This is a genomic window from Rhodococcus sp. 15-2388-1-1a (assembly GCF_002259145.1).
Lineage (GTDB): Bacteria > Actinomycetota > Actinomycetes > Mycobacteriales > Mycobacteriaceae > Rhodococcoides.
The window spans coordinates 597,696-621,183 of sequence record NZ_NPFP01000008.1 but is presented as its reverse complement, the minus strand read 5'-3'; the positions used below and the strand labels follow the sequence as shown (position 1 = coordinate 621,183).

The window sequence follows — 23,488 nt, the reverse complement described above, 5'->3', positions numbered from 1 at the left end:
GAGCCCAGTTCCGAGAGCTCACCTTCCGCGAGGGGTTCCGAGTCTCTCCCGGCGCCCGGCACCCCGAAGTCCGGATCGGCTGCGCTCGTCCACAGGTTCGTCCTGACCCCCGCACGCCGAGTCATCGGCCTCGAGCCGACGCCTCCGGGCGGAGCGGTCGCCACCCTGCACGGAGACGAGCAGGAGGCGCCGGGTCTCAATCCCACGGAGACGAACCAGCTCAGGAACATCCGACGTTTCGGTGCCGCGGGCGCACTACTGATGGCGATCGGAGCACTCGGCGCAGGCGCGCAGCCGGTGCTGCAGAACCCGATCGCAGGCGTCCGACTCCTGAGCCTGCCGTCCCGGATGGCGACCACCGCACTGACCGTCACGATGACCGGAACCGTCATCGTGGTGCTCGCGTGGTTGCTGTTGGGAAGATTCGCGTTGGGACGCACGCGATCGGGAACCACCCCACGTCGGCTCACTCGTTCCCAGATGGACCGCACGCTGCTGCTGTGGATCCTGCCGTTGAGTGTGGCACCGCCGATGTTCTCGCGCGATGTCTACTCGTACCTCGCCCAGAGCGAGATCACCGCTCGGGGACTCGACCCGTACGAGGTCGGTCCGGTCGATGCACTCGGGGCCGACAACGTGCTGACCCGAACGGTTCCCAACATCTGGCGGGAGACCCCGGCACCCTACGGTCCGCTGTTCCTGTGGATGGGGCGTGGAATCACGTACTTGACCGGTGAGAACATCGTCGCAGGCATCTTCCTCCATCGCCTGCTTGCGTTGGTGGGCGTAGCGCTGATCGTCTGGTCGCTGCCACGTCTCGCCCGACGCTGTGGGGTCGCGTCGGTCACGGCACTGTGGCTCGGTGCCGCGAACCCGCTGCTGCTGTTCCACCTGGTCGCCGGTATCCACAACGAGGCCCTGATGATCGGGCTCATGCTGGCCGGTACCGAACTGGCCCTTCGCGCGATCGAGCGCGCGGGTCCCCTGCGCAGCACCGATATTGCATTCCTCGTCGGCGGTGCCGGCCTGATCGCGCTGTCGTCTGCGATCAAGATTCCCTCGCTCATCGCGCTCGGCTTCGTGGGGATGGCACTGTCGAGGCGATGGGGCGGGACCCTCAGATCCGTGATGTACGCGGCACTGTTGCTCGGCTCGATCGCCGTCGTGGTCCAGGTCGCCGTGAGCCTGGGTAGCGGGCTGGGCTTCGGCTGGATCAACACTCTGGGGACCGCGGGAGTGGTGCGCAGCTGGATGTCGATTCCCACGATCCTCGGTCTCGGTACCGGATTCGTCGGTGTGCTTCTGGGTCTCGGCGACCACACCACCGCTGTGTTGGGTCTCACTCGCCCGATCGCTGCCGTCGTCGCGGGAATCATCGTCGTCCGCATGCTGATCGCCGTTCTGCGCGGCCGCCTGCATCCGGTCGGCGCACTCGGCGTCGCGCTCGGTGCCGTCGTCCTGTTGTTCCCGGTGGTGCAGCCCTGGTACCTGCTGTGGGCGGTGATTCCGCTGGCCGCGTGGGCCACGACTCCCTCGTTCCGGCGGCCTGCCATTGCCTTCTCGTCGTTGGTGAGCGTGATCCTCATGCCGAACGGCAGTGAGTACCAGCCGTTCCAGATCGTGCAGGCCGCAGTCATGACCATCCTGACGATCGCGTTGCTCTACCTGTTCACGCGAAACCGGATGCCGTGGCCCACCCGCACCGGACCACCGGCACGCGACCGCAACACCGACGAATACGCTGAGTCCTCGTGATCTCCGGGACGTCCGACGCGGCGCAACCTGTCGTACAACTGACCGACGTACGCAAGTCGTACGACGGTGTCAGTGCCGTCGACGGGTTGAGCCTGAACATCGGCCCCGGCGAGGTTCTCGCGCTGCTGGGCCCCAACGGTGCCGGAAAAACCACCACCGTCGAGATGTGCGAGGGATTCGTCGTACCCGACAGCGGCTCGGTCCGGGTCCTCGGATTGGACCCCGTCGCACAATCGGCTCAGCTGCGGCCACGCATCGGCGTCATGCTCCAGGGCGGAGGCGCGTACCCCGGTTCCAAAGCCGGGGAGATGCTCCAACTCGTCGCCTCGTACTCGGCCGACCCACTCGATCCGGCATGGCTGCTCGACTGCCTCGGCCTGACCTCGGCCGTTCGCACCCCGTACCGGCGGCTCTCCGGTGGGCAGCAGCAGCGGCTGGCCCTGGCCTGCGCCATCGTCGGACGGCCCGAACTGGTGTTCCTCGACGAACCGACGGCCGGGCTCGACGCCCAGGCTCGGTTGCTGGTGTGGGAGTTGATCGACGCCCTGCGCCGTGACGGTGTCGGAGTACTGCTCACGACGCATCTCATGGACGAGGCCGAGCAGCTCGCCGACCGGCTGACGATCATCGACAACGGCCGCGTCGTCGCCTCGGGTACACCGTCGGAACTGACCAAGCAGGGTGCCGAGGGCCAGCTTCGCTTCACCGCACCCCCCGGACTCGAATTGTCCATGCTCGACGCGGCTCTTCCACCGGGTTACGTACCGTCGGAACCGACGCCCGGTTCGTATGTGGTCTCCGGCGTGATCGAGCCGCAGATTCTGGTGATCGTCACGTCCTGGTGTGCACAGCAGGACGTGTTGGCCACCGAGTTGCAGGTCGACCAGCGCCGCCTCGAGGACGTGTTCCTCGAGCTGACCGGCAGAGAGTTGAGGAAGTGACCGTGCGCAGAGAAGCCCGGCTCGCCGACAACCGATTCGAGACAGGTCTGTTCGCGCCTCGCCCACAGCCCGCGTCGGCTGCGCGCATGCTGCTCGCGCAGACCCGCCTCGAACTGAAGTTGTTGCTGCGCAACGGTGAACAGTTGCTGCTGACGATGTTCATCCCGATCACATTGCTGGTCGGATTGACCCTGCTGCCCTTCGGCGAACTCGGTACCGATCGAGTTGCCCGAGTGGTCCCGGCCGTGATGATGGTGGCCATCATGTCGACGGCGTTCACCGGCCAGGCGATCGCCGTCGGCTTCGATCGCCGCTACGGCGCTCTCAAGAGGCTCGGGGCGACACCACTTCCACGGTGGGGCATCATCGGCGGCAAATCCGCCGCCGTGGTGATCGTGGTGATTCTGCAGTCGGTGCTGCTCGGCTCGATCGGCGTCGCTCTGGGATGGCGCCCGAGCGCGACGGGTCTGTTGCTCGGGGCCGTCATCATCGCTCTGGGAACCGTCACCTTCGCCTCGATGGGACTGCTGCTCGGCGGCACCCTGCGCGCCGAGATCGTGCTGGCGCTGGCGAACATCGCCTGGTTCGTGATGCTGGGCATCGGCAGTGCGGTGTTCGTGGACGACCAGATCCCCCAGGGACTGCAGAACGTCGCACGCATCGTTCCGTCCGGCGCGCTGGGCGAGGCACTGAGCAGAGGTGTGTCCTCGTCCTTCGACATCTTCGGCGTGGTCGTACTGCTGGCGTGGGCAGCGGTGTGCAGCACTCTCGCCGTCCGCACGTTCAAGTTCACCTGAGCGACGCTCGCTACCCAACGACGCTGTGTAGTTGATCGGCGTTTACCATCGTGGGGTGCTGTACAGAGCGCATCAGATGATGGTGGAACCGTCTACTACTCAGCTGGGGCCTTACGGAAAAAACGTAGCACCGAACCGGCCCAAACTCGAGTAGCAACGTGGTGTTGTTGTGATCGATGTAGCCGTTCACGGCCTCGTCGATGTTGGCGATGTACTTGGCGTACACAGCTTCGAGACCTTCGGTGTCCATCCTTGTTGAAGACGAACACCCGTACTTGCGATTGGCGTTGAGCAGAGTTGTCGATGGTGCCCCACAAGTCCTGTCATGGGGCACCACCAGTCGGCTACTTCTCTGTGGCGATGACCCCGCACAGCCCGATTGCTGCGATGAGCACACCGGTTGTGACGTTCGGAATCTGCGCTGCCAGGCCGACAGCTGCCAGGAGGTTGACCGTCTCCATGATGCGATTTCTTGTCGGTGGGTCATGCTTACCTAGTGGTGGATGGTTAGGCTTGTCCATGTGAGTCCTCTCGTTGGGCTACAACAGCGGCACCGGGTGATCTTCATTGGCGTGGGTTTCACCCGGTGCTGCTCACAACGTTAACGGCGCGTACCGACAAACCCACACCGCATGAAACCCAGGAAACCCAACGTCTGGGGTGGTGGGCATCTCTTTTCCCTCACTTTGCGGCACTATGCGTCACTCTGCGGCACTCCACCGGGAGAAATTTTCACAGGAGATTCTCAGCTCCTTCGCGTGTCGGACCTCCTTCCGACCTTCTGACCTTCCGACCAAAAACAGGAAACTATAGCTGTCACTTAACTGAGCAACGCAACTCACATGACAGGTACAGATACGCTCGTGGACGCACCGGGTGTAACCACCCGCATGGGGATGTGCCAGAGGATCACCCGGTGCACCTAAGATTCGTCCATGAACTGGTCCCTGCTGCTCTCCGGTCTGGCGCTGTGCGTCTCACTCGGAACCGTCATCTATGTGCAGATGCGTACAGACAGACGTGAACTCATCAGGTGGCAACGGGACACATTGACCAAAGCTCTTACCCCGGTGATCGAAGAACTTGAAAACATCAGAGTCGGTTCAATCGATCCGAACCAAACCAATGAACAACTTCATGAGAAGATTATGGCAATGCGTCATCACTCCAACATCTTCTTTCTCCTTGGATTCGACAACTTCTCCAATGACTACATAAAGATATTGAATTCACTCGACGGCCAAATCCGCATGTACCGAATGGCTCCCAACGTTGGTATCCATCTCAGCGCTTTTGCCATACCTGAACTCACAGCTCGCATGTTGAACCTGGCAAGAGATGAGATTGAACTCAAAAGATTCACAAGATTGAGACGAGCCAAGGCGAAACTCGACTCCCTGCGATCTTTTTCAATACGGAAGAATAAGACCGATAATCAGTAGATATCAAAGTAGATGTCTGTGTAGAAGTCTGCTGCCTCAAATACCGGCGTCCATGCAACACCAGATGACTCTCTCGAAAAGTACAGTTCCAATCGAACATGATTGTCCGCTATGGTCCATTCCATCTTTCTGATGTAGAGAACATGCTGCTCGTTCTTCCACAAAATGGTAATGGCATCGAAGATATCAAGCTCCGATAGAAGCTTCAGATCATAGAAGTTATCAGGAATGACCATCGCTCTGCTGATTCTGTTTTTGGCTAGTTGATAATCGTCACAGATAGCGAATGACCACTCTTTGAATCCCCCGCCCAAATAGCCTAGCTTGATGTCCTGCAACTGACCGGTTCCACGAACAACATTGAAACTCGCTTCACGTTCACCATATTTTTGGACGCTGGCGGTATCTACGAATCTGTTCGCAATCTGTGTCATGCTCGGTAGCTTTTCTACCTTCGGTGGAACTTCCGAATCTGCTGTCTTGTCGTTCATGGCCTCGAAATCGAATTTGTACTCGTTCGGCTTCACAAAGTTGATGACCGCTTCGGTATCTGTTCCCTACTTAAAGTCTTAATCGATTACTTCGGCTAATCTTCAAATCATTCGACAATTCATCTGGACAAAGAGAAACCCCCGACATATCGCCGGGGGTTTCAGAGGGATTACTTCTTACTTCATCTGATCAGCACAGGATCATCGATTGCCCCCGAAGGTTGATTCTATCTTTTCAACCAACCTGTGTTCTTCTGCCTCAACATAATATTTGAGACTCACAGTCACGTCATGATGTCTGAGTTGTCTTCTCAGCATTTCAGGAGAACAACCGTTGTTGACCAGCTCTGTAGCAAACTTATGCCTCAAAGCATGAGGATTGAGGGTCATACCATTGGCGTTGCCTGTTCGCTGCAATCCCAGATAGACATTGTTACGAGTCGTCTTTGGCTCCCACATGGAATACAGCTCTGCGAACCACGAAGGAACCACAACGGGTCCGACACTCTTGGCGGCTGTGATCGTGCCGTTCGGTATCCGCTGTCTGTCCACATGAAGGACGTTGCCCTCAAGATGTTGCTTCACCACCGCTTCACCCAAACGCAGACCGGCGTAGAGCATCGAAAATCCGAACATCTTGTATCTGCTGGCACCGAGAGCATCGTGCATCAAGTCCAGCTCTGCCAGACGATACGAACGCCTCGATCCCCTGCCGACCTTCAACTGCACCCCGAGCATCGAGCGCAGAGCTACCGCGTGCTTGTTTCGAGTCGATGGGTTGATGACCGTTTGCAGGCGGTTGTGAAGGAACGCAACGGTGCACTGCTCGAACGGCACATCTTCGAGCTCCAAGACTCTCAAGGTGCTTCGATACTGATAGATGGTGGTGGATTTGAGTTGCTTCTCAGCAAGGTTAGCCAAGGCAACTTCCAATGTAGTGGACACGTCTACTCCATAGACTTCGCAGGTTGCCCCAACGACGCTGTGTAGTTGATCGGCGTTTACCATCGTGGGGTGCTGTACAGAGCGTTCTTGCGCGTCGTCGACCTCCTACCCTTGCCCTCGCTTCGAGTGCAGCGGGTACTGGCATTCATCGCGATCCTGACGCAGGGTGGCATCGCGGTCACCGGCGCCGTCGTTCGCGTCACAGGGTCGGGTCTCGGTTGCCCCACGTGGCCGCAATGCTTCCCCGGTAGCTTCACTCCCGTCGGCGTGTCCGAGGTACCGATACTGCATCAGGCTGTCGAGTTCGGCAATCGCCTGCTCACGTTCGTGGTCGTCCTCGCTGCCGCCGCGGTCGTCATCGCCGTCACCAGGGCGCGGCGACGTCGCGAAGTGCTGTTCTTCGCCTGGCTGATGCCACTCGGTACCGTCGTGCAGGCCGTCATCGGCGGATTCACGGTGCTGACCGGACTGCTGTGGTGGACGGTCGCCGTTCACCTCGTCGTGTCGATGGCGATGGTCTGGCTGGCCACACTGCTGTACGCCAAGGTGGGCGAGAGCGATGCGCCGTCGGGGTCGACGCCCACGGTGCCCGGCGCTCTGCGCGCGCTGACGGGATTGTCCGGGATCGCACTGACGGGCGTGCTGATCGCGGGCACCATGGTGACCGGGGCCGGCCCGCATGCAGGCGACAAGAGCATCGAAGAACCGGTGCCGCGCCTCGGTATCGAGATCGTGACGCTGGTCCACGCGCACTCTCAGTTCCTGGTCGGCTACCTGGCCCTGCTCGTCGGATTGGCATTCGCCCTGTACGCGGTGCGTGCACCGAAGGCGGTCACGTTTCGACTCAACATCCTGATCGCCCTGGTACTCGCACAGTCCCTGATCGGACTCGTTCAGTACTTCACCGGCGTTCCGGCCGTACTCGTCGCCTTCCACGTGGCCGGTGCGGGCGCATGTACTGCCGCCACCGCGGCTGTCTGGGCGGCCTGCCGAACCCGCGGCCCGGCCGCAACCGTGGAGATCGAGACCACCGAGGACGTCGCGGTTCGCTCGTGACGACCGGTCCGGCTTCGAACAGGGTGGAGGGGCAGCCGACCTCCCCCTCAGATGGCCGACTGCCCCTCCACTGACTTCGACGCACCGGGTGCCGAGATGGTTCCCGCCGAATCGAACAAGTTCTGCGACTGTTCTCCGCTCAGACGATCGCCTGGTTGCGCGCCTTCGGGAACTTCTTCTGGTTGGCCACCCACCCGGCCATCTTCTCGTGGTGTCCGGGTGCCGGATTGACCGAACTGACCAGCTCACGGTCCCATTCGGCCTCGGTCAACTGGTCCAGACCGTCGACGATCGCGCGGGCGATGGCGGTCGTCGCGACCACCTGGTCCCCCAGCACGCCGTCCGCGCCGACCATGGTGAGCCGAGTTCCGGCCCGACCGATCGGCTGAATCACCACATTGGCAGAGTTGCCGTGGTCGGCGAGAAAGCTCTTCACTGCCGCGAGCGTTCCCTTGGGGACCTCGTTCGACTCGTTCTTCTCGATGCCCGCACTGTCGATTTCGGTAGCCATGCCGACACGATACCGAGGTCGATCGCGATGCCCGCATCCACCCGTCGAGTCGTTACTGATCGGTAACTTCGGCCGCGTGAGTGAACGGACCCGATCCGAGCACGCGGGTGCGATGCACCCGTGTAGAACGGTGTTCATGCGTGCCATTCGAATAGACAACACCGGCGGACCCGAGGTCATGAACGTCGTCGACATTCCGATACCGACTCCAGGACCCGGGCAACTGCTCGTCCGGATCGACGCCATCGGCATCAACTACATCGACACGTACTTTCGGCGCGGACTGTATCCGCGCGCGCTGCCGTACGTTCCGGGCGACGAGGGATCAGGGGTGATCGAACAGGTCGGAGCGGACGTCACCGAATTTGCACCGGGACATCGCGTCGCCTGGGCTGCAGCACCGGGCAGCTACGCCGAACACGTCCTGGTCGACGCCTCCTCGGCCATCGCGGTTCCCGAGGGCGTACCTGCCGATCAGGCTGCATCGGCGCTGCTCCAAGGCATGACGGCGCACTACCTGATCGAGTCCACCTATCCCGCTCAACGGGGCGACACCGTGCTGGTACATGCAGGCGCTGGTGGCGTCGGACTGTTGTTGACGCAGATGGCGGTGGCGAAGGGCGTGAACGTGATCACCACGGTCTCCACGGATGCCAAGGCCGAGCGGTCGACGCAGGCCGGTGCAGCCCACGTGGTGCGATACGAGGAAGACATCGCCGCGCGCGTGCGTGAGATCACCGACGGCGAGGGCGTGCATGCGGTGTACGACGGCGTCGGGGCCGACACGTTCGAGGCAAGTCTCGCGTCGCTTCGGATCAGAGGGACTCTGGCTCTGTTCGGTGCCGCGAGCGGTCCGGTCCCGCCCATGGATCCGCAGCGTCTGAACGGCGCAGGATCACTGTTCCTGACCCGACCCACGCTCGCCCATCACATCCGAGACCGCGCCGAACTGGAATGGCGCGCCGGAGACGTGTTCGATGCGATGTCGAGCGGTGCTCTGACGGTCGAGATCGGCGCGCGATACGCGCTCGAGGACGCGGCCACCGCACATACCGATCTGGAGTCACGCAGGACGACAGGGTCGATCGTGCTCGTTCCCTGACCGACACGTCGGGTGGACGCTCGTTCAGGAGAGCAGCTGGGCGAGCGTCTGCCAGCCGACAACGGAGTCGACGGCCAGGCCGCAGAACACCAGGGCCAGGTATTCGTTGGAAAGAATGAACAACTTGAGCGGCTTGACCGGTGTTCCCGCTCGCACGCCTGCGTAGAGACGGTGGGCCACGACGAGGAACCACACTCCCGAGGCCACGGCGACGGCTGCGTAGATGATGCCCGAGCCCGGCGCCAACGCGAGCGTTGCGGCAACGGTGGCCCACGCGTAGAGCACGATGTGCTTGGTGACCTTCGTTTCCGAGGCGACAGCAGGCAGCATCGGCACGTTGGCCGCCTGGTAGTCCTCCTTGTATCGGAGCATGAGCGCCCAGGTGTGCGGCGGCGTCCACAGGAAGATCACCAGGAACATCACCAGTGCCTGCCACCCGATCGTGCCGGTCACGGCGGACCAACCGATCATCACCGGCATACATCCGGCCGCGCCACCCCACACCACGTTCTGGGATGTGCGCCTCTTGAGCACGAGTGTGTAGACGAAGATGTAGAAGCAGATCGTCACGACGGCGAGCACACCGCTGAGCAGATTGGTGGTGGCCCACAGCCAGAAGAACGAGAACACACCCAGGACGAGACCGAAGATCAGGGCGTGCGAGACGGGCATGGCACCGCGGGCGAGCGGACGCTTCTCGGTGCGCTTCATCACCTTGTCGATGTCTGCGTCGACCACCATGTTCAACGTGTTGGCGCTGGCCGCGGCCAGCATTCCACCGAAGAGCGTGGTGAGGATCAGCCACGGATCGACGTTTCCTCGGTCGGCCAGAAGCATCGCCGGAATGGTCGTGACGAGAAGGAGTTCGATGACCCGGGGCTTCGTGAGCGCGACATACGCAAGTAGGAGTGCGAGCGCTCTGCGCGGGGCGGACGTCTCCGGCTCGGCCTGCGTGGGCTCACCCTTGTCGTCTGCTCCGAATCCGGGGCCGCCGGCGAAACCGTGTCCGCCCGGCTGCTGCCCAATTCGCACTGCGTCTCCTCGCACGACTGTCGTTCTCTGGCGCTCGGCCACTTGCTCGCATGCCTCCGGCACGCGTTGACTCTCCACGGCGACACTTCGGCACCTGGGCGCACGAAGTCATCCTCATCCACCACCGCGGAAGCCGACGAACGTGCGCCTACTACGACCGATGGTAGACGGCTGGGTTTGCACCTCCAATTCGCAGGGCACCCAAAGTGAGGAATATGTCGCCTACGAGTAACCCGTGCGCAATCGCCCGGGGGAAGGCACGACAGTAGGGTCGGACAGAACTAGGCTGGTGAAGGACGTCCTTCGGCACCGACTGCGTGCGTGCTCCACCCAGGCGCATCGCAGTGGCCGCCGAGCGACGATTCCTCGGAGCCACAACTCGAACGAATGTCAGGAGATTTCTGCTCGTGTCGATCACAGACGATATTGACGTCCTCACCACGGCGCACCACCCGAGCGACTGGACGGACCTGGACACCCGAGCGGTCGACACCGTTCGTGTTCTGGCAGCGGACGCAGTGCAGAAGGTCGGCAACGGCCACCCCGGAACCGCGATGAGCCTGGCTCCCCTCGCCTACACCCTCTTTCAGCGCACCATGCGCCACGATCCCACCGACACGCACTGGATCGGCCGCGACCGGTTCGTGCTCTCGTGCGGGCACTCGAGCCTGACCCTCTACCTGCAGCTCTACTTGGGCGGCTTCGGACTCGAGCTCGCCGACATCGAGGCACTGCGCACCTACAAGTCGAAGACTCCCGGACACCCCGAGTTCCGTCACACCGACGGCGTCGAGATCACCACCGGACCTCTCGGCCAGGGACTCGCGTCCGCCGTGGGCATGGCCATGGCGGCACGCCGCGAGCGTGGCCTGTTCGATCCCGAGCCCGCTCTCGGTGAGAGTCCGTTCGACCACTTCATCTACGTGATCGCCTCCGACGGAGACATCGAAGAAGGCGTCACGTCCGAGGCGTCGTCGCTGGCCGGTACTCAGCAGCTCGGCAACCTGATCCTGTTCTACGACGACAACAAGATCTCGATCGAGCACTCCACCGACATCGCCCTCTCCGAGAACACGGCCGCGCGCTACGAGGCCTACGGCTGGCACGTCCAGGTGGTCGAGGGCGGCGAGAACGTCACCGCGATCGAAGAGGCCGTCGAGGCTGCCAAGGCCGTCACCGACAAGCCGTCGATCATCGTGCTGCGCACCATCATCGGTTTCCCGGCCCCCACGATGATGAACACCGGTGCAGTCCACGGTGCCGCACTGGGCGACGAGGAGATCGCCAAGGTCAAGCAGGCACTCGATTTCGACCCCGCCAAGACGTTCGAGGTCACCGACGAGGTCATCGGCCACACCCGAAAGCTGCAGGAACGCGGCCGCAAGGCCCACGCCGACTGGAGCGTCGAATTCGACGCCTGGGCCGCGCGCGAGCCCGAGCGCAAGAAGCTGCTGGACCGCCTCACCCAGGGCACGTTGCCCGAGAACTGGACCGACGTTCTGCCCACCTGGGAGCCCGGCAGCAAGGCCGTCGCGACACGTGCGGCGTCGGGCGAGGTCCTCAACGCAGTCGGACCTGTCCTCCCGGAGCTGTGGGGCGGCTCGGCCGACCTGGCCGGCAGCAACAACACGACGATCAAGGGCGCGAAGTCCTTCGGCCCCACGTCCATCTCCACCGACGACTGGGACGCCGAGCCGTACGGCCGCACGCTGCACTTCGGCATCCGTGAGCACGCGATGGGTGCCATCCTCTCCGGCATCGTCATGCACGGCCCGACCCGCGCATACGGCGGAACGTTCATGCAGTTCAGCGACTACATGCGGCCGGCAGTTCGGCTCGCGTCGTTGATGGACATCGACCCCATCTACGTGTGGACACACGATTCCATCGGCCTCGGCGAGGACGGCCCGACGCACCAGCCGGTCGAGCATCTCGCCGCGCTGCGGGCCATCCCCAACCTCTCGGTGGTACGCCCCGGTGACGCCAACGAGACCGCATTCGCATGGCAGGCAGTGCTGGCCAAGTCCAGCAGCAGCGGACCCGTCGGCCTCGCGCTGACGCGTCAGGGCATCCCGATTCTCGAGGGCACCAGCTTCGAGGGCGTCTCCAAGGGCGGATACATCCTTGCCGAGTCGTCCAAGGCGACCCCGGACGTCGTGCTGATCGGCACCGGTTCGGAGCTGCAGTACGCCGTGGAAGCGCAGAAGCAGCTCGAGGCGCAGGGCATCGCCGCCCGCGTCGTCTCGATGCCGTGCGTCGAATGGTTCGAGAGCCAGGACCAGAACTACCGCGACCAGGTGATCCCGCCCACCGTCAAGGCCCGGGTGTCGATCGAAGCCGGTATCGCTATGCCGTGGTGGAAGATCGTCGGCGGCTTCGGCGAGATCATCTCGCTCGAGCACTATGGCGAATCTGCCGATGCTGCAACACTTTTCCGCGAGTTCGGCTTCACGGCCGAGGCCGTCACCGCAGCCGCACAGCGCTCCATCACCAATGTGAAGGGATAATCCATGACCCAGAACAAGAATCTCGCAGAGCTCTCCGCCGCCGGAATCTCGGTATGGCTGGACGACCTGTCCCGTGACCGCATCCGCTCGGGCAACCTGAAGGACCTGATCGACACCAAGAGTGTCGTCGGAGTCACCACCAACCCGTCGATCTTCCAGGCAGCCCTGAGCTCGGGCGAGGCATACGACGAGCAGGTGACCAAGCTCGCCGGTGAAGGTGCCGACGTCGAGACCACGATCCGTACGGTCACCACGGACGACGTCCGTGAGGCCTGCGACATCCTGATGCCTCAGTACGAGGCCAGTGCAGGCGTGGACGGACGGGTCTCGATCGAGGTCGATCCCCGCATGGCCCACGACGCAGACAAGACCTACGAGCAGGCCGTCGAACTGTGGAAGATCGTCGACCGCCCGAACCTGCTCATCAAGATTCCGGCCACCGAGGCCGGAATTCCCGCAATCGCCAAGGTGATCGGTGAGGGCATCAGCGTCAACGTCACGCTGATCTTCTCCGTCGAGCGCTACGAACTGGTGATGAACGCGTACCTCGAGGGGCTCGAGAAGGCCCGCGCGGCCGGTCACGACCTCGACAAGATCCACTCGGTCGCGTCGTTCTTCGTCTCCCGCGTGGACAGCGAGATCGATTCCCGGCTCGATGCGATCGGCACCCCCGACGCCGAGGCGCTCAAGGGCAAGGCCGCTCTGGCCAATGCTCGGCTCGCATACGTGGCGTACCAGCAGATCTTCGAGGTCGCTCCTCGGTTCCGCGAGCTCGTCGGCAGTGGCGCGCGCGCTCAGCGGCCGCTGTGGGCGTCGACCGGCGTCAAGTCCGACGCCTACCCGGACACCATGTACGTCACCGAGCTCGTCTCGCCCAACACCGTGAACACGATGCCCGAGAAGACCATGGACGCGGTTGCCGATCACGGCGAGATCGTCGGCGACACCGTCTCTGGCAAGGGACCGGAATCGCAGGAGATCTTCGACCGCATCTCGGCGCTCGGTATCGACATCACCGATGTCTTCGTGACGTTGGAGAACGAAGGCGTCCAGAAGTTCGAGGCCGCCTGGAACGAGTTGCTCGAGGCCACCGGCGAGCAGCTTCGCCAAGCAGGTCAGAAGAGCTGACCGACTGTGCCCACCGCAGAAACCGAACCTCTCCATTCCGCGGACTGGCTCAACCCTCTCCGCGACGCGCGGGACAAGCGGCTCCCCCGCATCGCGGGCCCGTGCAGCATGGTCATCTTCGGAGTGACCGGAGATCTCGCGCGTAAGAAGCTCATGCCTGCGGTGTACGACCTGGCGAACCGGGGGCTTCTACCCCCCGGTTTCGCCCTGGTCGGATTTGCCCGGCGGGAATGGCAGAACCAGGACTTCGCCAAGATCGTGCACGACTCCGTGCGCGATCACGCGCGAACACCGTTCAGTGAGGAGGTGTGGAACACCCTCGCCGAGGGATTCCGGTTCGTCCAGGGCTCCTTCGACGACGACGAGGCGTTCGACGAGCTGTCACGAACACTGACCGAGCTCGACGAGACCCGCGGCACCGGCGGTAATCACGCCTTCTATCTGTCCATCCCGCCCAGCGCTTTCCCTGTCGTCCTCGAGCAGTTGTCGCGCTCGGGCCTGGCGCAGAGCAAGGACGGCAATTGGCGACGCGTGGTCATCGAGAAGCCGTTCGGACACGACCTGCAGAGCGCGAAAGAGCTCAACGCTGTCGTGAACCGAGTGTTCCCCGAGGACACCGTGTTTCGCATCGACCACTACCTCGGCAAGGAGACGGTGCAGAACATCCTGGCACTGCGCTTCGCCAACCAGCTGTTCGATCCGATCTGGAATGCGCACTACGTCGACCACGTTCAGATCACGATGGCCGAGGACATCGGATTGGGCGGTCGCGCCGGGTACTACGACGGAATCGGTGCCGCCCGTGACGTCATCCAGAACCACCTTCTGCAGCTTCTCGCCATCACTGCGATGGAGGAGCCGGTCAGCTTCAACCCCAAGGAGTTGCAGTCGGAGAAGATCAAGGTGCTCTCGGCAACCAAACTTGCCGAGCCACTCGATCGCACCTCGGCGCGCGGTCAGTACTCCGCGGGGTGGCAGGGCAGTCAGAAAGTGAAGGGGCTCAAGGAGGAAGAGGGATTCGACTCCGAGTCGAACACCGAAACCTACGCCGCCATCACCCTGGAGGTGGATACGCGGCGCTGGGGTGGGGTGCCGTTCTATCTCCGCACCGGCAAGGCACTCGGGCGTCGAGTCACCGAGATCGCGATGGTGTTCAAGCGCGCTCCGCACCTGCCGTTCGACGCGACGATGACCGAAGAACTCGGTCAGAATGCGTTGGTGATCCGAGTCCAGCCCGACGAGGGCGTGACGATGCGCTTCGGCTCCAAGGTGCCGGGATCGAGCATGCAGGTGCGCGACGTCAGCATGGACTTCAGCTACGGCCAGGCGTTCACCGAGTCCTCTCCCGAGGCATACGAGCGCCTCATCCTCGATGTGCTGCTCGGCGAGCCGTCGCTGTTCCCGGTCAATGCCGAAGTGGAACTGTCGTGGAAGATCCTGGATCCGATTCTGGAATTCTGGGCTTCCGGCGGCACCGCGGAACCGTACGAAGCCGGTACCTGGGGGCCTTCCTCGGGTGACGAGATGATGCACCGCACCGGACGCGAATGGAGAAGGCCGTGATTGTCGACATCCCCGCCACGACGACGGCCGAGGTCGGCAAGAAGTTGGTGGAGGTGCGTGAAGCAGGCGGTGCGGTGACCATCGGTCGGGTGCTGACGCTGATCGTCGCCAGCCGTGATCCGGCCAAAGCCGAACGAGCGATCGACGCAGCCAACGAAGCGAGCCGTGAGCATCCGTGCCGCGTCATCGTGCTCATCCACGGAGACCGATCCGCCGAGTCGAGCCTCGACGCACAGATCCGGGTGGGCGGCGACGCCGGAGCGTCGGAGGTCGTGGTGCTGCGCTTGAACGGCGAACTCGCCGATCACGAGCACAGTGTGGTCATCCCGTTCCTGCTGCCCGATACCCCGATCGTGGCGTGGTGGCCGGACGACGCACCGACCGTTCCGGCGAAGGATCCGCTGGGGCGCTTGGCAATTCGGCGGATTACCGATGCCACCAACTCCCCCGACACCACCGCAACGATCAAGGGTCGGCTCAGCAGCTACACCGAGGGCGACACCGATCTTTCCTGGAGTCGCATCACCTACTGGCGCGGTCTGTTGGCCACCGCACTCGACCAGGCTCCGTTCGAGGCTGTCGTCTCGGCCACGGTGTCGGGACTGGCCGAGGAGCCCGCACTCGACATCCTGGCCGGTTGGTTGGCCGCCAAACTGGACGTTCCGGTCCACCGCCGTGCGGGTGAGCTCAAGGTGGAGCTGATCAGAGAGAACAGCAGCATTTCGCTGACGCGACCGCAGACCGGCAAGACCGCGACCCTTCGGCGCACCGGTCAACCCGACGCCGAAGTCGCACTGGCGCGTCGCAACACGCGAGAGTGCCTCGCCGAGGAACTGCGCAGACTCGACACGGACGAGATCTACGAACTCGCCCTGCACGGACTGTCGAAAGTGAGCTATGAGTAAGACAACGGTACTTCAGTACCTGGACGCACAGGCCCTGGTCGACGCCGCACGATCTCGCTTCGTCGACGTGGTCACGGCCGCACAGGCCCAGCGAGGCTTCGCATCGGTGGTGTTGACCGGTGGTGGCACCGGAATCGCGCTGCTGGAGGCGCTGCGCGCGGACTCCGGCGCGATCGACTGGGGCAAGGTCGACATCTACTTCGGCGACGAGCGCTTCCTGCCCTCGGGCGATCCGGAACGCAACGAGGTACAGGCCTCGGAGGCCTTGCTCGATCACGTCGATGTCCATCCCGACCGAGTGTTCCGGATGGCCGCATCCGACGGACCGCACGGAAGCGACCCCGAGGTGGCCGCGGCAACGTATGCGCAGATCCTGCATTCCGGATCGGAGGGTGGCCCGACGCCCCAATTCGACGTCCATCTCCTCGGAATGGGCGGTGAGGGCCACATCAATTCACTCTTCCCCCACACCGATGCAGTGCGCGAACAGCACCGCTTCGTCGTGGCGGTCGAGGACTCCCCCAAGCCCCCGCCGGTGCGCATCACACTGACGCTGCCGGCTGTTCGCCGCGCACAGCACGTGTGGTTGCTCGTCTCGGGAGCGAACAAGGCCGACGCCGTCGCGGCCGCGGTGGGCGGGGCCGATTCCGACGAGGTCCCGTCGGCCGGCGCGCTGGGCACCGAATCCACGGTCTGGTTCCTCGATGCCGGTGCAGCGTCCAAGCTGGACACCGTGTGATCTCACCCGACTAGTCGGGTTCGGCAGCGTCGGGGTCACATTCCGGCCGCTCGCAGTCGTAGTCGCCGATGCACCGGGCTCGTCCTGTCCTCGAGCGACCGATCCGCCTACCGTTCGCGCGGTAGGCGGATCCGTCTCTCCAGGTGTCCATCGTTCTGCAGCACTGCCTCATACCTCGTTGGACGCGACCCGCCGCCGACCGGTTCCTCGCCCCCGAAGCGGGGCTAGCCGCTGTTGCGCAGTGCCGTCGCGAGACCGTTCATCGTCAGCAGGATTCCTCGCTTGACCCGTTCGTCGTCGTCACCGTTGCGGTAACGCCGGAGCATCTCCACCTGCATCTGGTTGAGCGGCTCGAGGTACGGGAACCGGTTGTGCACGGAGCGTTCCAGCGACGGGTTGTCTTCGAGCAGGCGATTGTGGCCGGTGATCTTCAGGTACATCCGCACCGTCGTGGCATGTTCGGCTTCGATCATGCCGAAGATCCGCGCACGCAGGTCTGCGTCGGGAACCAACTCCGCGTACCGCGCCGCGATACCCAGATCCGACTTGGCCATGACCTGCGCGAGGTTGGACAGAACGGTTTGGAAGAACGGCCACTTCCGATACAGGTCGGTCAGTACCTCGAGCTTGGCGTCGTCGTCGCCGACCCACTCCTCGAACGCCGAACCGGTGCCGTACCACCCGGGCAGCATGACGCGGCACTGGCTCCACGACATCACCCACGGGATTGCTCGGAGGTCGTACACCGAGTTCGTCGGCTTCCTCGATGCCGGACGGGAGCCGATGTTCAGCTCACCGACCTCGGCGACCGGAGTCGACGTGCGGAAGTACTCGACGAACCCGGGCTCCTCGTGCACCAGCCGGCCGTATGCCGCGCGGGCCTTCGCGGCGAGGTCGTCCAGGATGTCGTACGCGGCTTCTGCGCCGTCCCCGAGACCTTCGACGTCCAGCAGAGTCGATTCGAGGGTTCCCGCAACCAGAGACTCGAGGTTGCGACGCGCCATGGACGGCTCGGCGTATTTGGCCGCGATGATCTCGCCTTGCTCGGTGAGCCGCAGCGATCCCTGCACCACTCCGGGCGGCTGCGCCAGGATCGCGTCGTAACTGGGACCGCCGCCGCGGCCGACCGTGCCTCCGCGACCGTGGAAGAGCCGCAGGCGAATACCCGTCTTGCGTGAGGCCTCGAGCAGATCGAGCTCGGCGCGGTACAGCGCCCAGTTCGCCGCGAGGTATCCACCGTCCTTGTTCGAATCCGAATACCCGAGCATGACTTCCTGATTCATGCCGCGCCCGGCCACCAGCGCACGGTAGATCGGAACGTCGAGCGTGGCGAGCAACGTCGCTGCGCCCTGCTGAAGATCCTCGATGGTCTCGAACAGCGGAACGACACCCACCGTCGACGTGGGCGCCGAGCCGTCGGTGCCGGGGTCGAATATCCCCGCTTCCTTGAGCAGCAACGCCGCTTCGAGCATGTCACTGACCGACTGACACATGCTGATGATGTAGTTCTGGATGGTGTCGGGGCCCAGGTGGTCGATTGCCTCCTTGGCGGCCCTGACGATGCCCAGTTCCTTGGTGGCGAGCTCGCTGAGTTGCGCGTTGGGGCCGACGAGCGGCCGCCTGGTCGCAAGTTCGTGCGACAGAACCGAGACCCGTTCGTCCTCCCCGAGGGACATGTAGTCCGGATGTACACCGGCCCAGGCCAGCAGCTCGGCGACCACCTCTTCGTGAGTCTCGGAGTTCTGCCTCATGTCCAACGCCTGCAGATGGAAGCCGAACGTCTCGACCGACTGTCGGAGCCGGAGCAGTCGATCGTCGGCGATCAGGGCATCGCCGTCCGCCCGCAGCGCGCGGTCGATGATGTCGAGGTCGTCGAGGATGCCCTGCGGACCGTCGTACTTCTGCGCCCCGAGATCGATCCCGGAGACCGGCACCGCGTCGAGCACGGTCTGGGCGGTGGCGGTGAGCCGGGCCCGGATACCGACGACCGCGACCCGATACGGCTCGTCCGATCGACGGTCGTCCGGCTCGGTCGATGCGCCGGCCAGAGCCTTCAGATCCTCGGTGACATCCACCAGACGCGCGGACATCGACAATTCCTTCTCCAGCGCGACCAATTCGTCCAGGTAGTGCTCGAACGCTACGTATCCCGCCTGATGGGTCGCGGTGTGGACCACCTCTGCGGTCACGTTCGGGTTGCCGTCCCGATCGCCGCCGATCCATGAGCCGGGGCGAAGAATGGGCCGTGGCAGTAGGTCGTCCTCGGGCCACCGTGCCCGCAGGGCTGCCCGCACGTCCGCGTTCAACGCCGGCATGACATCGAACAGGGAGGACTCGAAGTACCGGAGGCCGACCTCGATCTCGTCCTGAATCCGCAAGCGCGACAACCGAATCAGAGCCGTCTCCCACAGGGTCAGCACTTGCCTGCGGATCTGCACGTCGATGGCGGCCAGTTCCTTCGCCGCGCTGGCGGCCTTGCCCTCACGCGCCGCGGCGGCGACATCGCGGCGCCGCATCAGCTCGGTGATCTTGGACTGCACATCGAACACGGTGCGTCGACGCGTCTCGGTGGGGTGCGCGGTGATCACCGGTGCGACCAGCGCATCCGTCAGCGCCGCGGCCACCTGCTCGCGCGACGGGGCCGCGGCATCGATCTTGAGCCAGGTGGCGTCGAGGCTGCTGTCCTGCGGCGGGTCCTCGCGGTCGAGGTGAATCGCGCGACGACGTTCGCGGTGCAGGTCCTCGGCAAGATTGGCCAGCAGCGAGAAGTGACTGAATGCTCGAATGAGTGGAACCGCTTGTGCCACTTCGACATCGGTGTAGCGCCCGACCGAGTCGTCGCGCTCGATCTCGGATCTGCGTACCGCGAAGGATTCGACTCGCGCCGCTTCGATCAACTCGAATACGTCGTCGCCCTCGTGCTCGCGAATGATCTCACCCAGGATGCCGCCGAGATAGCGGATGTCCTCACGAAGAGGCTCTGTCAACTCCCGACCCTGAGCTGTCGGTGGGACGAAGGCTGGGGAACCGACTGACTCGTAGGAGGATTCGCTCATCCACCCAGTATCGTCGCTCCGTCACCAACTCGCACTCGGAGCCGAATTCGATCAGGTGTACTTGATCTCCAGACCGATACCGAGAATGGCGATGAGCCAGATGATGCCTGTGAAGACCGTAAGGCGATCGAGGTTCTTCTCGACAACGGTGGAGCCGGACAGGCTGGACTGCACACCGCCACCGAACAGGCTGGACAATCCGCCACCCTTGCCGCGATGCAGCAGGATCAGCAAGATCAACGCCAGACTGGTGATGACCAGCAGAATATCCAGAAACAGATCCATGTCCACCTCAAACTCGATTCGATGCCTCCAGCAGCCTACCTGGCCCCACGAACGGCTTCGGACACCCCGCCGGAGCGAGGTGTCCGAAAATCGTTCGGTCGGCGTTGCCGATCATCGATCAGGGCAGGGGTCCACCTGCGGCGATAGCCGACAGTGTGGCGAACTCGTCCGCCTTGAGCGAAGCGCCACCGACCAATGCGCCGTCGACGTCGGGCTGGCCGACGATCTCGCCGACGTTCTTCGCGTTGACCGAGCCGCCGTACAGCACGCGGACGCCTGCGGCGACCTCGTCCGAGGACAGCGACTTCAGTTCCTCGCGGATGGCGCCGCACACTTCCTGCGCGTCCGACGCCGACGCGACACGGCCCGTTCCGATCGCCCACACCGGCTCGTAGGCGATGACGATCTTGGAGATGTCCTCCGCCGACAATCCACTGAGCGAACCACGCAGCTGCGTGACATTGTAGGCAACTTGCTCGCCGGCCTCGCGGATGTTCAGACCCTCTCCGATGCACACGATCGGGGTGAGGCCGTTCTTCAGGGCCGCCTTCGTCTTGGCGAGCACGACGGCGTCGTCCTCGCTGTGCAACGTGCGTCGTTCGGAGTGACCGACGACGACGAAGGTGCACCCCAGCTTGGCCAGCATCGATCCGCTGATCTCGCCGGTGAAGGCTCCCTTGTCCTCGGACGAGACGTCCTGTGCACCGTAGGTGAGCAGGAGTTTGTCGCCCTCGACCAGAGTCTGCACGCTGCGGATGTCGGTGAACGGCGGAATCACCGTCACGTCGACCTTGTCGAAGTACTTCTCGGGCAACGAGAACGCGATCTTCTGCACCAGCGAGATCGCCTCGAGGTGGTTGAGGTTCATCTTCCAGTTGCCCGCGATGAGCGGCTTACGTGCCATGCGTTACGCCTCCAGGACGGATAGGCCGGGGAGCTGCTTGCCTTCGAGGTACTCGAGGGAAGCACCGCCGCCGGTGGAGATGTGCGAGAAGCCGTCGTCGGGCAGTCCGAGGGTGCGCACCGCAGCCGCGGAGTCGCCGCCACCGACGACGCTGAACGCGCCCTTCTCGGTGGCGCCGATGATCGCTTCCGCGATGCCCTTGGTGCCGGCCGAGAACTTGTCGAACTCGAACACTCCTGCCGGTCCGTTCCAGAAGACGGTCTTGGCATTCGACAGAACGACGGAGAAACGACTGACCGAGTCGGGTCCGATGTCCAGGCCCATCCAGCCGTCCGGAATCTCGGACGCCTTGACGGTCTTCGCCTCGGCGTCCGCCGCGAACTTGTCTCCGACGACGATGTCGACGGGCAGGTGGATCACATCGCCGAAACGCTCGAGCAGGTCCTTGCAGACCCCGATCTGATCCTCCTGCAGCAGCGAGTTTCCGACCGAATAGCCCTGTGCGGCAAGGAAAGTGAATGCCATGCCGCCGCCGATGACCAGGGTGTCGACCTTGGGGGCCAACGCCTCTATGACGCCGAGCTTGTCCGAGACCTTGGAGCCGCCGAGCACCACCGCGTACGGACGTGCAGCGTCCTCGGTGAGCTTGGCCAGCACCTCGACCTCGGCCGCGACGAGGGTGCCCGCGTAATGCGGCAGCAACTGCGCCACGTCGTAGACCGACGCCTGCTTGCGGTGCACGACGCCGAATCCGTCGGAGACGAATGCTGCGTCGTCGCCGGCCAGAGCAACGAGCTCACGAGCCAGAGCAGCTCGCTCGGACTCGTCCTTGCTGGTCTCGCGCGGATCGAAGCGAATGTTCTCGAGCAGCAGCACGTCGCCGTCGGTCAGACCCTCGGCGCGAGCCTCGGCATCCTGACCCACCACGTCGCCCGCGAGCTGAACGTGGCGTCCGAGCAGCTCGCCGAGCTTCGCTGCGACCGGAGCCAGGCTGTACTTCGCGTCGGGCTTGCCGTCCGGACGACCGAGGTGTGCGGTGACGATGACCTTGGCACCCGCCTCGACCAGTGCCCGAAGAGTCGGGATCGACGCCTGGATACGGCCGGGATCGGTGATCGTGCCGTCCTCGAGCGGGACATTGAAGTCCGATCGCACGAGGACGCCACGGCCTTCGACACCGGCATCGAGCAGATCCTGCAGTGTCTTGACAGCCATCGGTGTCAGAGGGACTTGCCGACGAGACCGATGAGGTCGGCGAGGCGGTTGGAGTAGCCCCACTCGTTGTCGTACCAGGAGACGATCTTGACCTGGTCGTCGATGACCTTCGTCAGCGGCGCATCGAAGATCGACGAGTGCGGGTCGGTGACGATGTCCGAGGACACGATGGGATCGGTGTTGTACTTGAGGATGCCCTTCAGCGGGCCCTCGGCAGCGGCCTTCATCGCAGCGTTGATGTCCTCGGCGGAAGCCGACTTCTTCAGCAGTGCGGTCAGGTCGGTGACCGAGCCGGTGGGGATCGGAACCCGAAGCGCGTAGCCGTCGAGCTTGCCGAGCAGCTGCGGGAGAACCAGGCCGATGGCCTTGGCTGCACCGGTGCCGGTCGGCACGACGTTCAGCGCTGCGGCGCGGGCGCGACGCAGATCGCTGTGCGGGCCGTCCTGCAGGTTCTGATCCTGCGTGTACGCGTGAATCGTGGTCATCAGACCCGAGACGATGCCGAATTCGTCGTCGAGAACCTTGGCGATGGGGCCGAGGCAGTTGGTGGTGCACGACGCGTTGGAGATGATGTTCTGGCTGCCGTCGTACTTGTCGTCGTTGACGCCCATCACGATGGTGATGTCCTCGCCCTTGGCAGGCGCGGAGATGATGACCTTCTTGGCACCGGCGTCGATGTGGCCCTGTGCCTTCGCAGCGTCGGTGAAGATGCCGGTGGACTCGACGACGACGTCGACGCCCAGGTCACCCCACGGAAGTGCGGACGGGCCCTCGCGCAGCGACAGCGCCTTGATCTTCTGGCCACCGACGACGATGGTGTCCTCGCCCTCGAGCGAGACGTCGTGCGGCAAGCGGCCCAGGATCGAGTCGTACTTGAGCAGGTGTGCGAGCGATGCGTTGTCGGTCAGGTCGTTGACAGCAACGATTTCGATGTCGGTGGTACCGAGCGCCTTCTGCGCATCGACAGCCCTGAAGAAGTTACGCCCGATGCGGCCGAAGCCGTTGACGCCTACCCGGATCGTCACTGTTCGCTCCTAAAAGTTGTGAAAACAGATGTCTGATTGTTCCTGCGTGCGGGGTGCCACACGCGGTTCCCACCCTAGTGTGCGCGCAG

General features: G+C 63.6%; 20 protein-coding genes. 11 read left to right on the top strand and 9 right to left on the bottom strand.

Features of this window, described 5'->3' with window-relative positions:
- The first annotated feature begins 102 nt into the window (after positions 1-102).
- The 4 genes from mptB to CH302_RS07420 all read left to right on the top strand — a co-directional run bounded on the left by mptB (position 103) and on the right by CH302_RS07420 (position 4,935).
- On the top strand, positions 103-1,755 hold the full coding sequence (gene mptB, locus CH302_RS07440; RefSeq protein WP_094634589.1) for a polyprenol phosphomannose-dependent alpha 1,6 mannosyltransferase MptB: 1,653 nt from the start codon (positions 103-105) through the stop codon (positions 1,753-1,755).
- A complete protein-coding gene (locus tag CH302_RS07435) occupies positions 1,752-2,696 on the top strand; it encodes an ABC transporter ATP-binding protein (protein ID WP_032398020.1) in 945 nt (314 codons plus the stop codon). Before mptB ends, CH302_RS07435 begins: the two co-directional genes overlap by 4 nt.
- Entirely contained in the window at positions 2,693-3,493 is an 801-nt protein-coding gene (locus CH302_RS07430; RefSeq protein WP_037189365.1) for an ABC transporter permease, read from the top strand. Before CH302_RS07435 ends, CH302_RS07430 begins: the two co-directional genes overlap by 4 nt.
- Positions 3,494-4,428: 935 nt before the next feature.
- Positions 4,429-4,935, top strand: a complete 507-nt coding sequence (locus tag CH302_RS07420) for a hypothetical protein (RefSeq protein ID WP_037189367.1) — start codon at positions 4,429-4,431, stop codon at positions 4,933-4,935.
- On the opposite strand, the gene CH302_RS07415 is transcribed toward CH302_RS07420, so the two are convergent.
- On the bottom strand, positions 4,929-5,426 hold the full coding sequence (locus CH302_RS07415; RefSeq protein ID WP_141216607.1) for a hypothetical protein: 498 nt from the start codon (positions 5,424-5,426) through the stop codon (positions 4,929-4,931). The genes CH302_RS07420 and CH302_RS07415 overlap by 7 nt on opposite strands.
- Before the next feature lie 201 nt (positions 5,427-5,627).
- Positions 5,628-5,885 carry a site-specific integrase gene (locus CH302_RS30980; RefSeq protein WP_371828436.1) on the bottom strand — a complete coding sequence of 86 codons (258 nt, stop codon included), beginning with the start codon at positions 5,883-5,885 and terminating at the stop codon, positions 5,628-5,630.
- 555 nt (positions 5,886-6,440) lie between these two features.
- Here CH302_RS30980 and CH302_RS07405 point away from each other — a divergent pair.
- Positions 6,441-7,427, top strand: a complete 987-nt coding sequence (locus tag CH302_RS07405) for a COX15/CtaA family protein (protein WP_037189370.1) — start codon at positions 6,441-6,443, stop codon at positions 7,425-7,427.
- Between the two features lie 139 nt (positions 7,428-7,566).
- Here CH302_RS07405 and CH302_RS07400 read toward each other — a convergent pair whose 3' ends face one another.
- On the bottom strand, positions 7,567-7,938 hold the full coding sequence (locus CH302_RS07400; protein WP_037189371.1) for a hypothetical protein: 372 nt from the start codon (positions 7,936-7,938) through the stop codon (positions 7,567-7,569).
- A 136-nt stretch (positions 7,939-8,074) separates the two neighbouring features.
- Between CH302_RS07400 and CH302_RS07395 the strand changes: the two genes are divergently transcribed.
- Positions 8,075-9,040, top strand: coding sequence for a quinone oxidoreductase family protein (locus tag CH302_RS07395; RefSeq protein WP_037190042.1), 966 nt, complete (start codon positions 8,075-8,077; stop codon positions 9,038-9,040).
- Positions 9,041-9,064: 24 nt separating this feature from the next.
- Here CH302_RS07395 and CH302_RS07390 read toward each other — a convergent pair whose 3' ends face one another.
- Positions 9,065-10,072 carry a heme o synthase gene (locus tag CH302_RS07390; RefSeq protein WP_037189372.1) on the bottom strand — a complete coding sequence of 336 codons (1,008 nt, stop codon included), beginning with the start codon at positions 10,070-10,072 and terminating at the stop codon, positions 9,065-9,067.
- Positions 10,073-10,479: 407 nt separating this feature from the next.
- Here CH302_RS07390 and tkt point away from each other — a divergent pair, with 407 nt between their 5' ends.
- Genes tkt through pgl form a run of 5 tightly spaced genes read left to right on the top strand, consistent with a single transcriptional unit; the run spans position 10,480 to position 16,914 of the window.
- On the top strand, positions 10,480-12,579 hold the full coding sequence (gene tkt, locus CH302_RS07385; protein WP_037190044.1) for a transketolase: 2,100 nt from the start codon (positions 10,480-10,482) through the stop codon (positions 12,577-12,579).
- 3 nt (positions 12,580-12,582) lie between these two features.
- Entirely contained in the window at positions 12,583-13,707 is a 1,125-nt protein-coding gene (gene tal / locus CH302_RS07380; protein ID WP_037189373.1) for a transaldolase, read from the top strand.
- A 6-nt stretch (positions 13,708-13,713) separates the two neighbouring features.
- Positions 13,714-15,270 (top strand): glucose-6-phosphate dehydrogenase, encoded by a 1,557-nt coding sequence (gene zwf, locus CH302_RS07375; RefSeq protein WP_037189374.1) that lies wholly within the window; start codon positions 13,714-13,716, stop codon positions 15,268-15,270.
- Complete coding sequence (gene opcA / locus CH302_RS07370; protein ID WP_176460659.1) at positions 15,267-16,175, top strand: glucose-6-phosphate dehydrogenase assembly protein OpcA; 909 nt, start codon at positions 15,267-15,269, stop codon at positions 16,173-16,175. The genes zwf and opcA overlap by 4 nt, the downstream gene beginning before the upstream one ends.
- Positions 16,168-16,914 (top strand): 6-phosphogluconolactonase, encoded by a 747-nt coding sequence (gene pgl / locus CH302_RS07365; protein WP_037189376.1) that lies wholly within the window; start codon positions 16,168-16,170, stop codon positions 16,912-16,914. Before opcA ends, pgl begins: the two co-directional genes overlap by 8 nt.
- Positions 16,915-17,138: 224 nt before the next feature.
- Here pgl and ppc read toward each other — a convergent pair whose 3' ends face one another.
- The 5 genes from ppc to gap all read right to left on the bottom strand — a co-directional run bounded on the left by ppc (position 17,139) and on the right by gap (position 23,399).
- Positions 17,139-19,970, bottom strand: coding sequence for a phosphoenolpyruvate carboxylase (ppc, locus tag CH302_RS07360; RefSeq protein ID WP_037189377.1), 2,832 nt, complete (start codon positions 19,968-19,970; stop codon positions 17,139-17,141).
- Between the two features lie 51 nt (positions 19,971-20,021).
- Positions 20,022-20,255, bottom strand: coding sequence for a preprotein translocase subunit SecG (gene secG, locus CH302_RS07355; RefSeq protein WP_032398009.1), 234 nt, complete (start codon positions 20,253-20,255; stop codon positions 20,022-20,024).
- 118 nt (positions 20,256-20,373) lie between these two features.
- Entirely contained in the window at positions 20,374-21,159 is a 786-nt protein-coding gene (gene tpiA, locus CH302_RS07350) for a triose-phosphate isomerase (RefSeq protein WP_037189378.1), read from the bottom strand.
- 3 nt (positions 21,160-21,162) lie between these two features.
- Complete coding sequence (locus tag CH302_RS07345) at positions 21,163-22,374, bottom strand: phosphoglycerate kinase (RefSeq protein ID WP_037189379.1); 1,212 nt, start codon at positions 22,372-22,374, stop codon at positions 21,163-21,165.
- A 5-nt stretch (positions 22,375-22,379) separates the two neighbouring features.
- Positions 22,380-23,399 (bottom strand): type I glyceraldehyde-3-phosphate dehydrogenase, encoded by a 1,020-nt coding sequence (gene gap / locus CH302_RS07340; protein WP_037189380.1) that lies wholly within the window; start codon positions 23,397-23,399, stop codon positions 22,380-22,382.
- Positions 23,400-23,488 lie beyond the last annotated feature (89 nt).

What these genes read in the sequence shown, in the direction of transcription:
- CH302_RS07420 (WP_037189367.1), top strand. Translation starts at nt 4,429, where the DNA reads ATGAACTGGTCCCTGCTGCTCTCCGGTCTGGCGCTGTGCGTCTCACTC.
- CH302_RS07415 (WP_141216607.1), bottom strand. Translation starts at nt 5,426, where the DNA reads ATGAACGACAAGACAGCAGATTCGGAAGTTCCACCGAAGGTAGAAAAG.
- CH302_RS30980 (WP_371828436.1), bottom strand. Translation starts at nt 5,885, where the DNA reads ATGTGGGAGCCAAAGACGACTCGTAACAATGTCTATCTGGGATTGCAG.
- CH302_RS07400 (WP_037189371.1), bottom strand. Translation starts at nt 7,938, where the DNA reads ATGGCTACCGAAATCGACAGTGCGGGCATCGAGAAGAACGAGTCGAAC.
- CH302_RS07395 (WP_037190042.1), top strand. Translation starts at nt 8,075, where the DNA reads ATGCGTGCCATTCGAATAGACAACACCGGCGGACCCGAGGTCATGAAC.
- tal (WP_037189373.1), top strand. Translation starts at nt 12,583, where the DNA reads ATGACCCAGAACAAGAATCTCGCAGAGCTCTCCGCCGCCGGAATCTCG.
- pgl (WP_037189376.1), top strand. Translation starts at nt 16,168, where the DNA reads ATGAGTAAGACAACGGTACTTCAGTACCTGGACGCACAGGCCCTGGTC.
- ppc (WP_037189377.1), bottom strand. Translation starts at nt 19,970, where the DNA reads ATGAGCGAATCCTCCTACGAGTCAGTCGGTTCCCCAGCCTTCGTCCCA.
- secG (WP_032398009.1), bottom strand. Translation starts at nt 20,255, where the DNA reads ATGGATCTGTTTCTGGATATTCTGCTGGTCATCACCAGTCTGGCGTTG.
- tpiA (WP_037189378.1), bottom strand. Translation starts at nt 21,159, where the DNA reads ATGGCACGTAAGCCGCTCATCGCGGGCAACTGGAAGATGAACCTCAAC.
- CH302_RS07345 (WP_037189379.1), bottom strand. Translation starts at nt 22,374, where the DNA reads ATGGCTGTCAAGACACTGCAGGATCTGCTCGATGCCGGTGTCGAAGGC.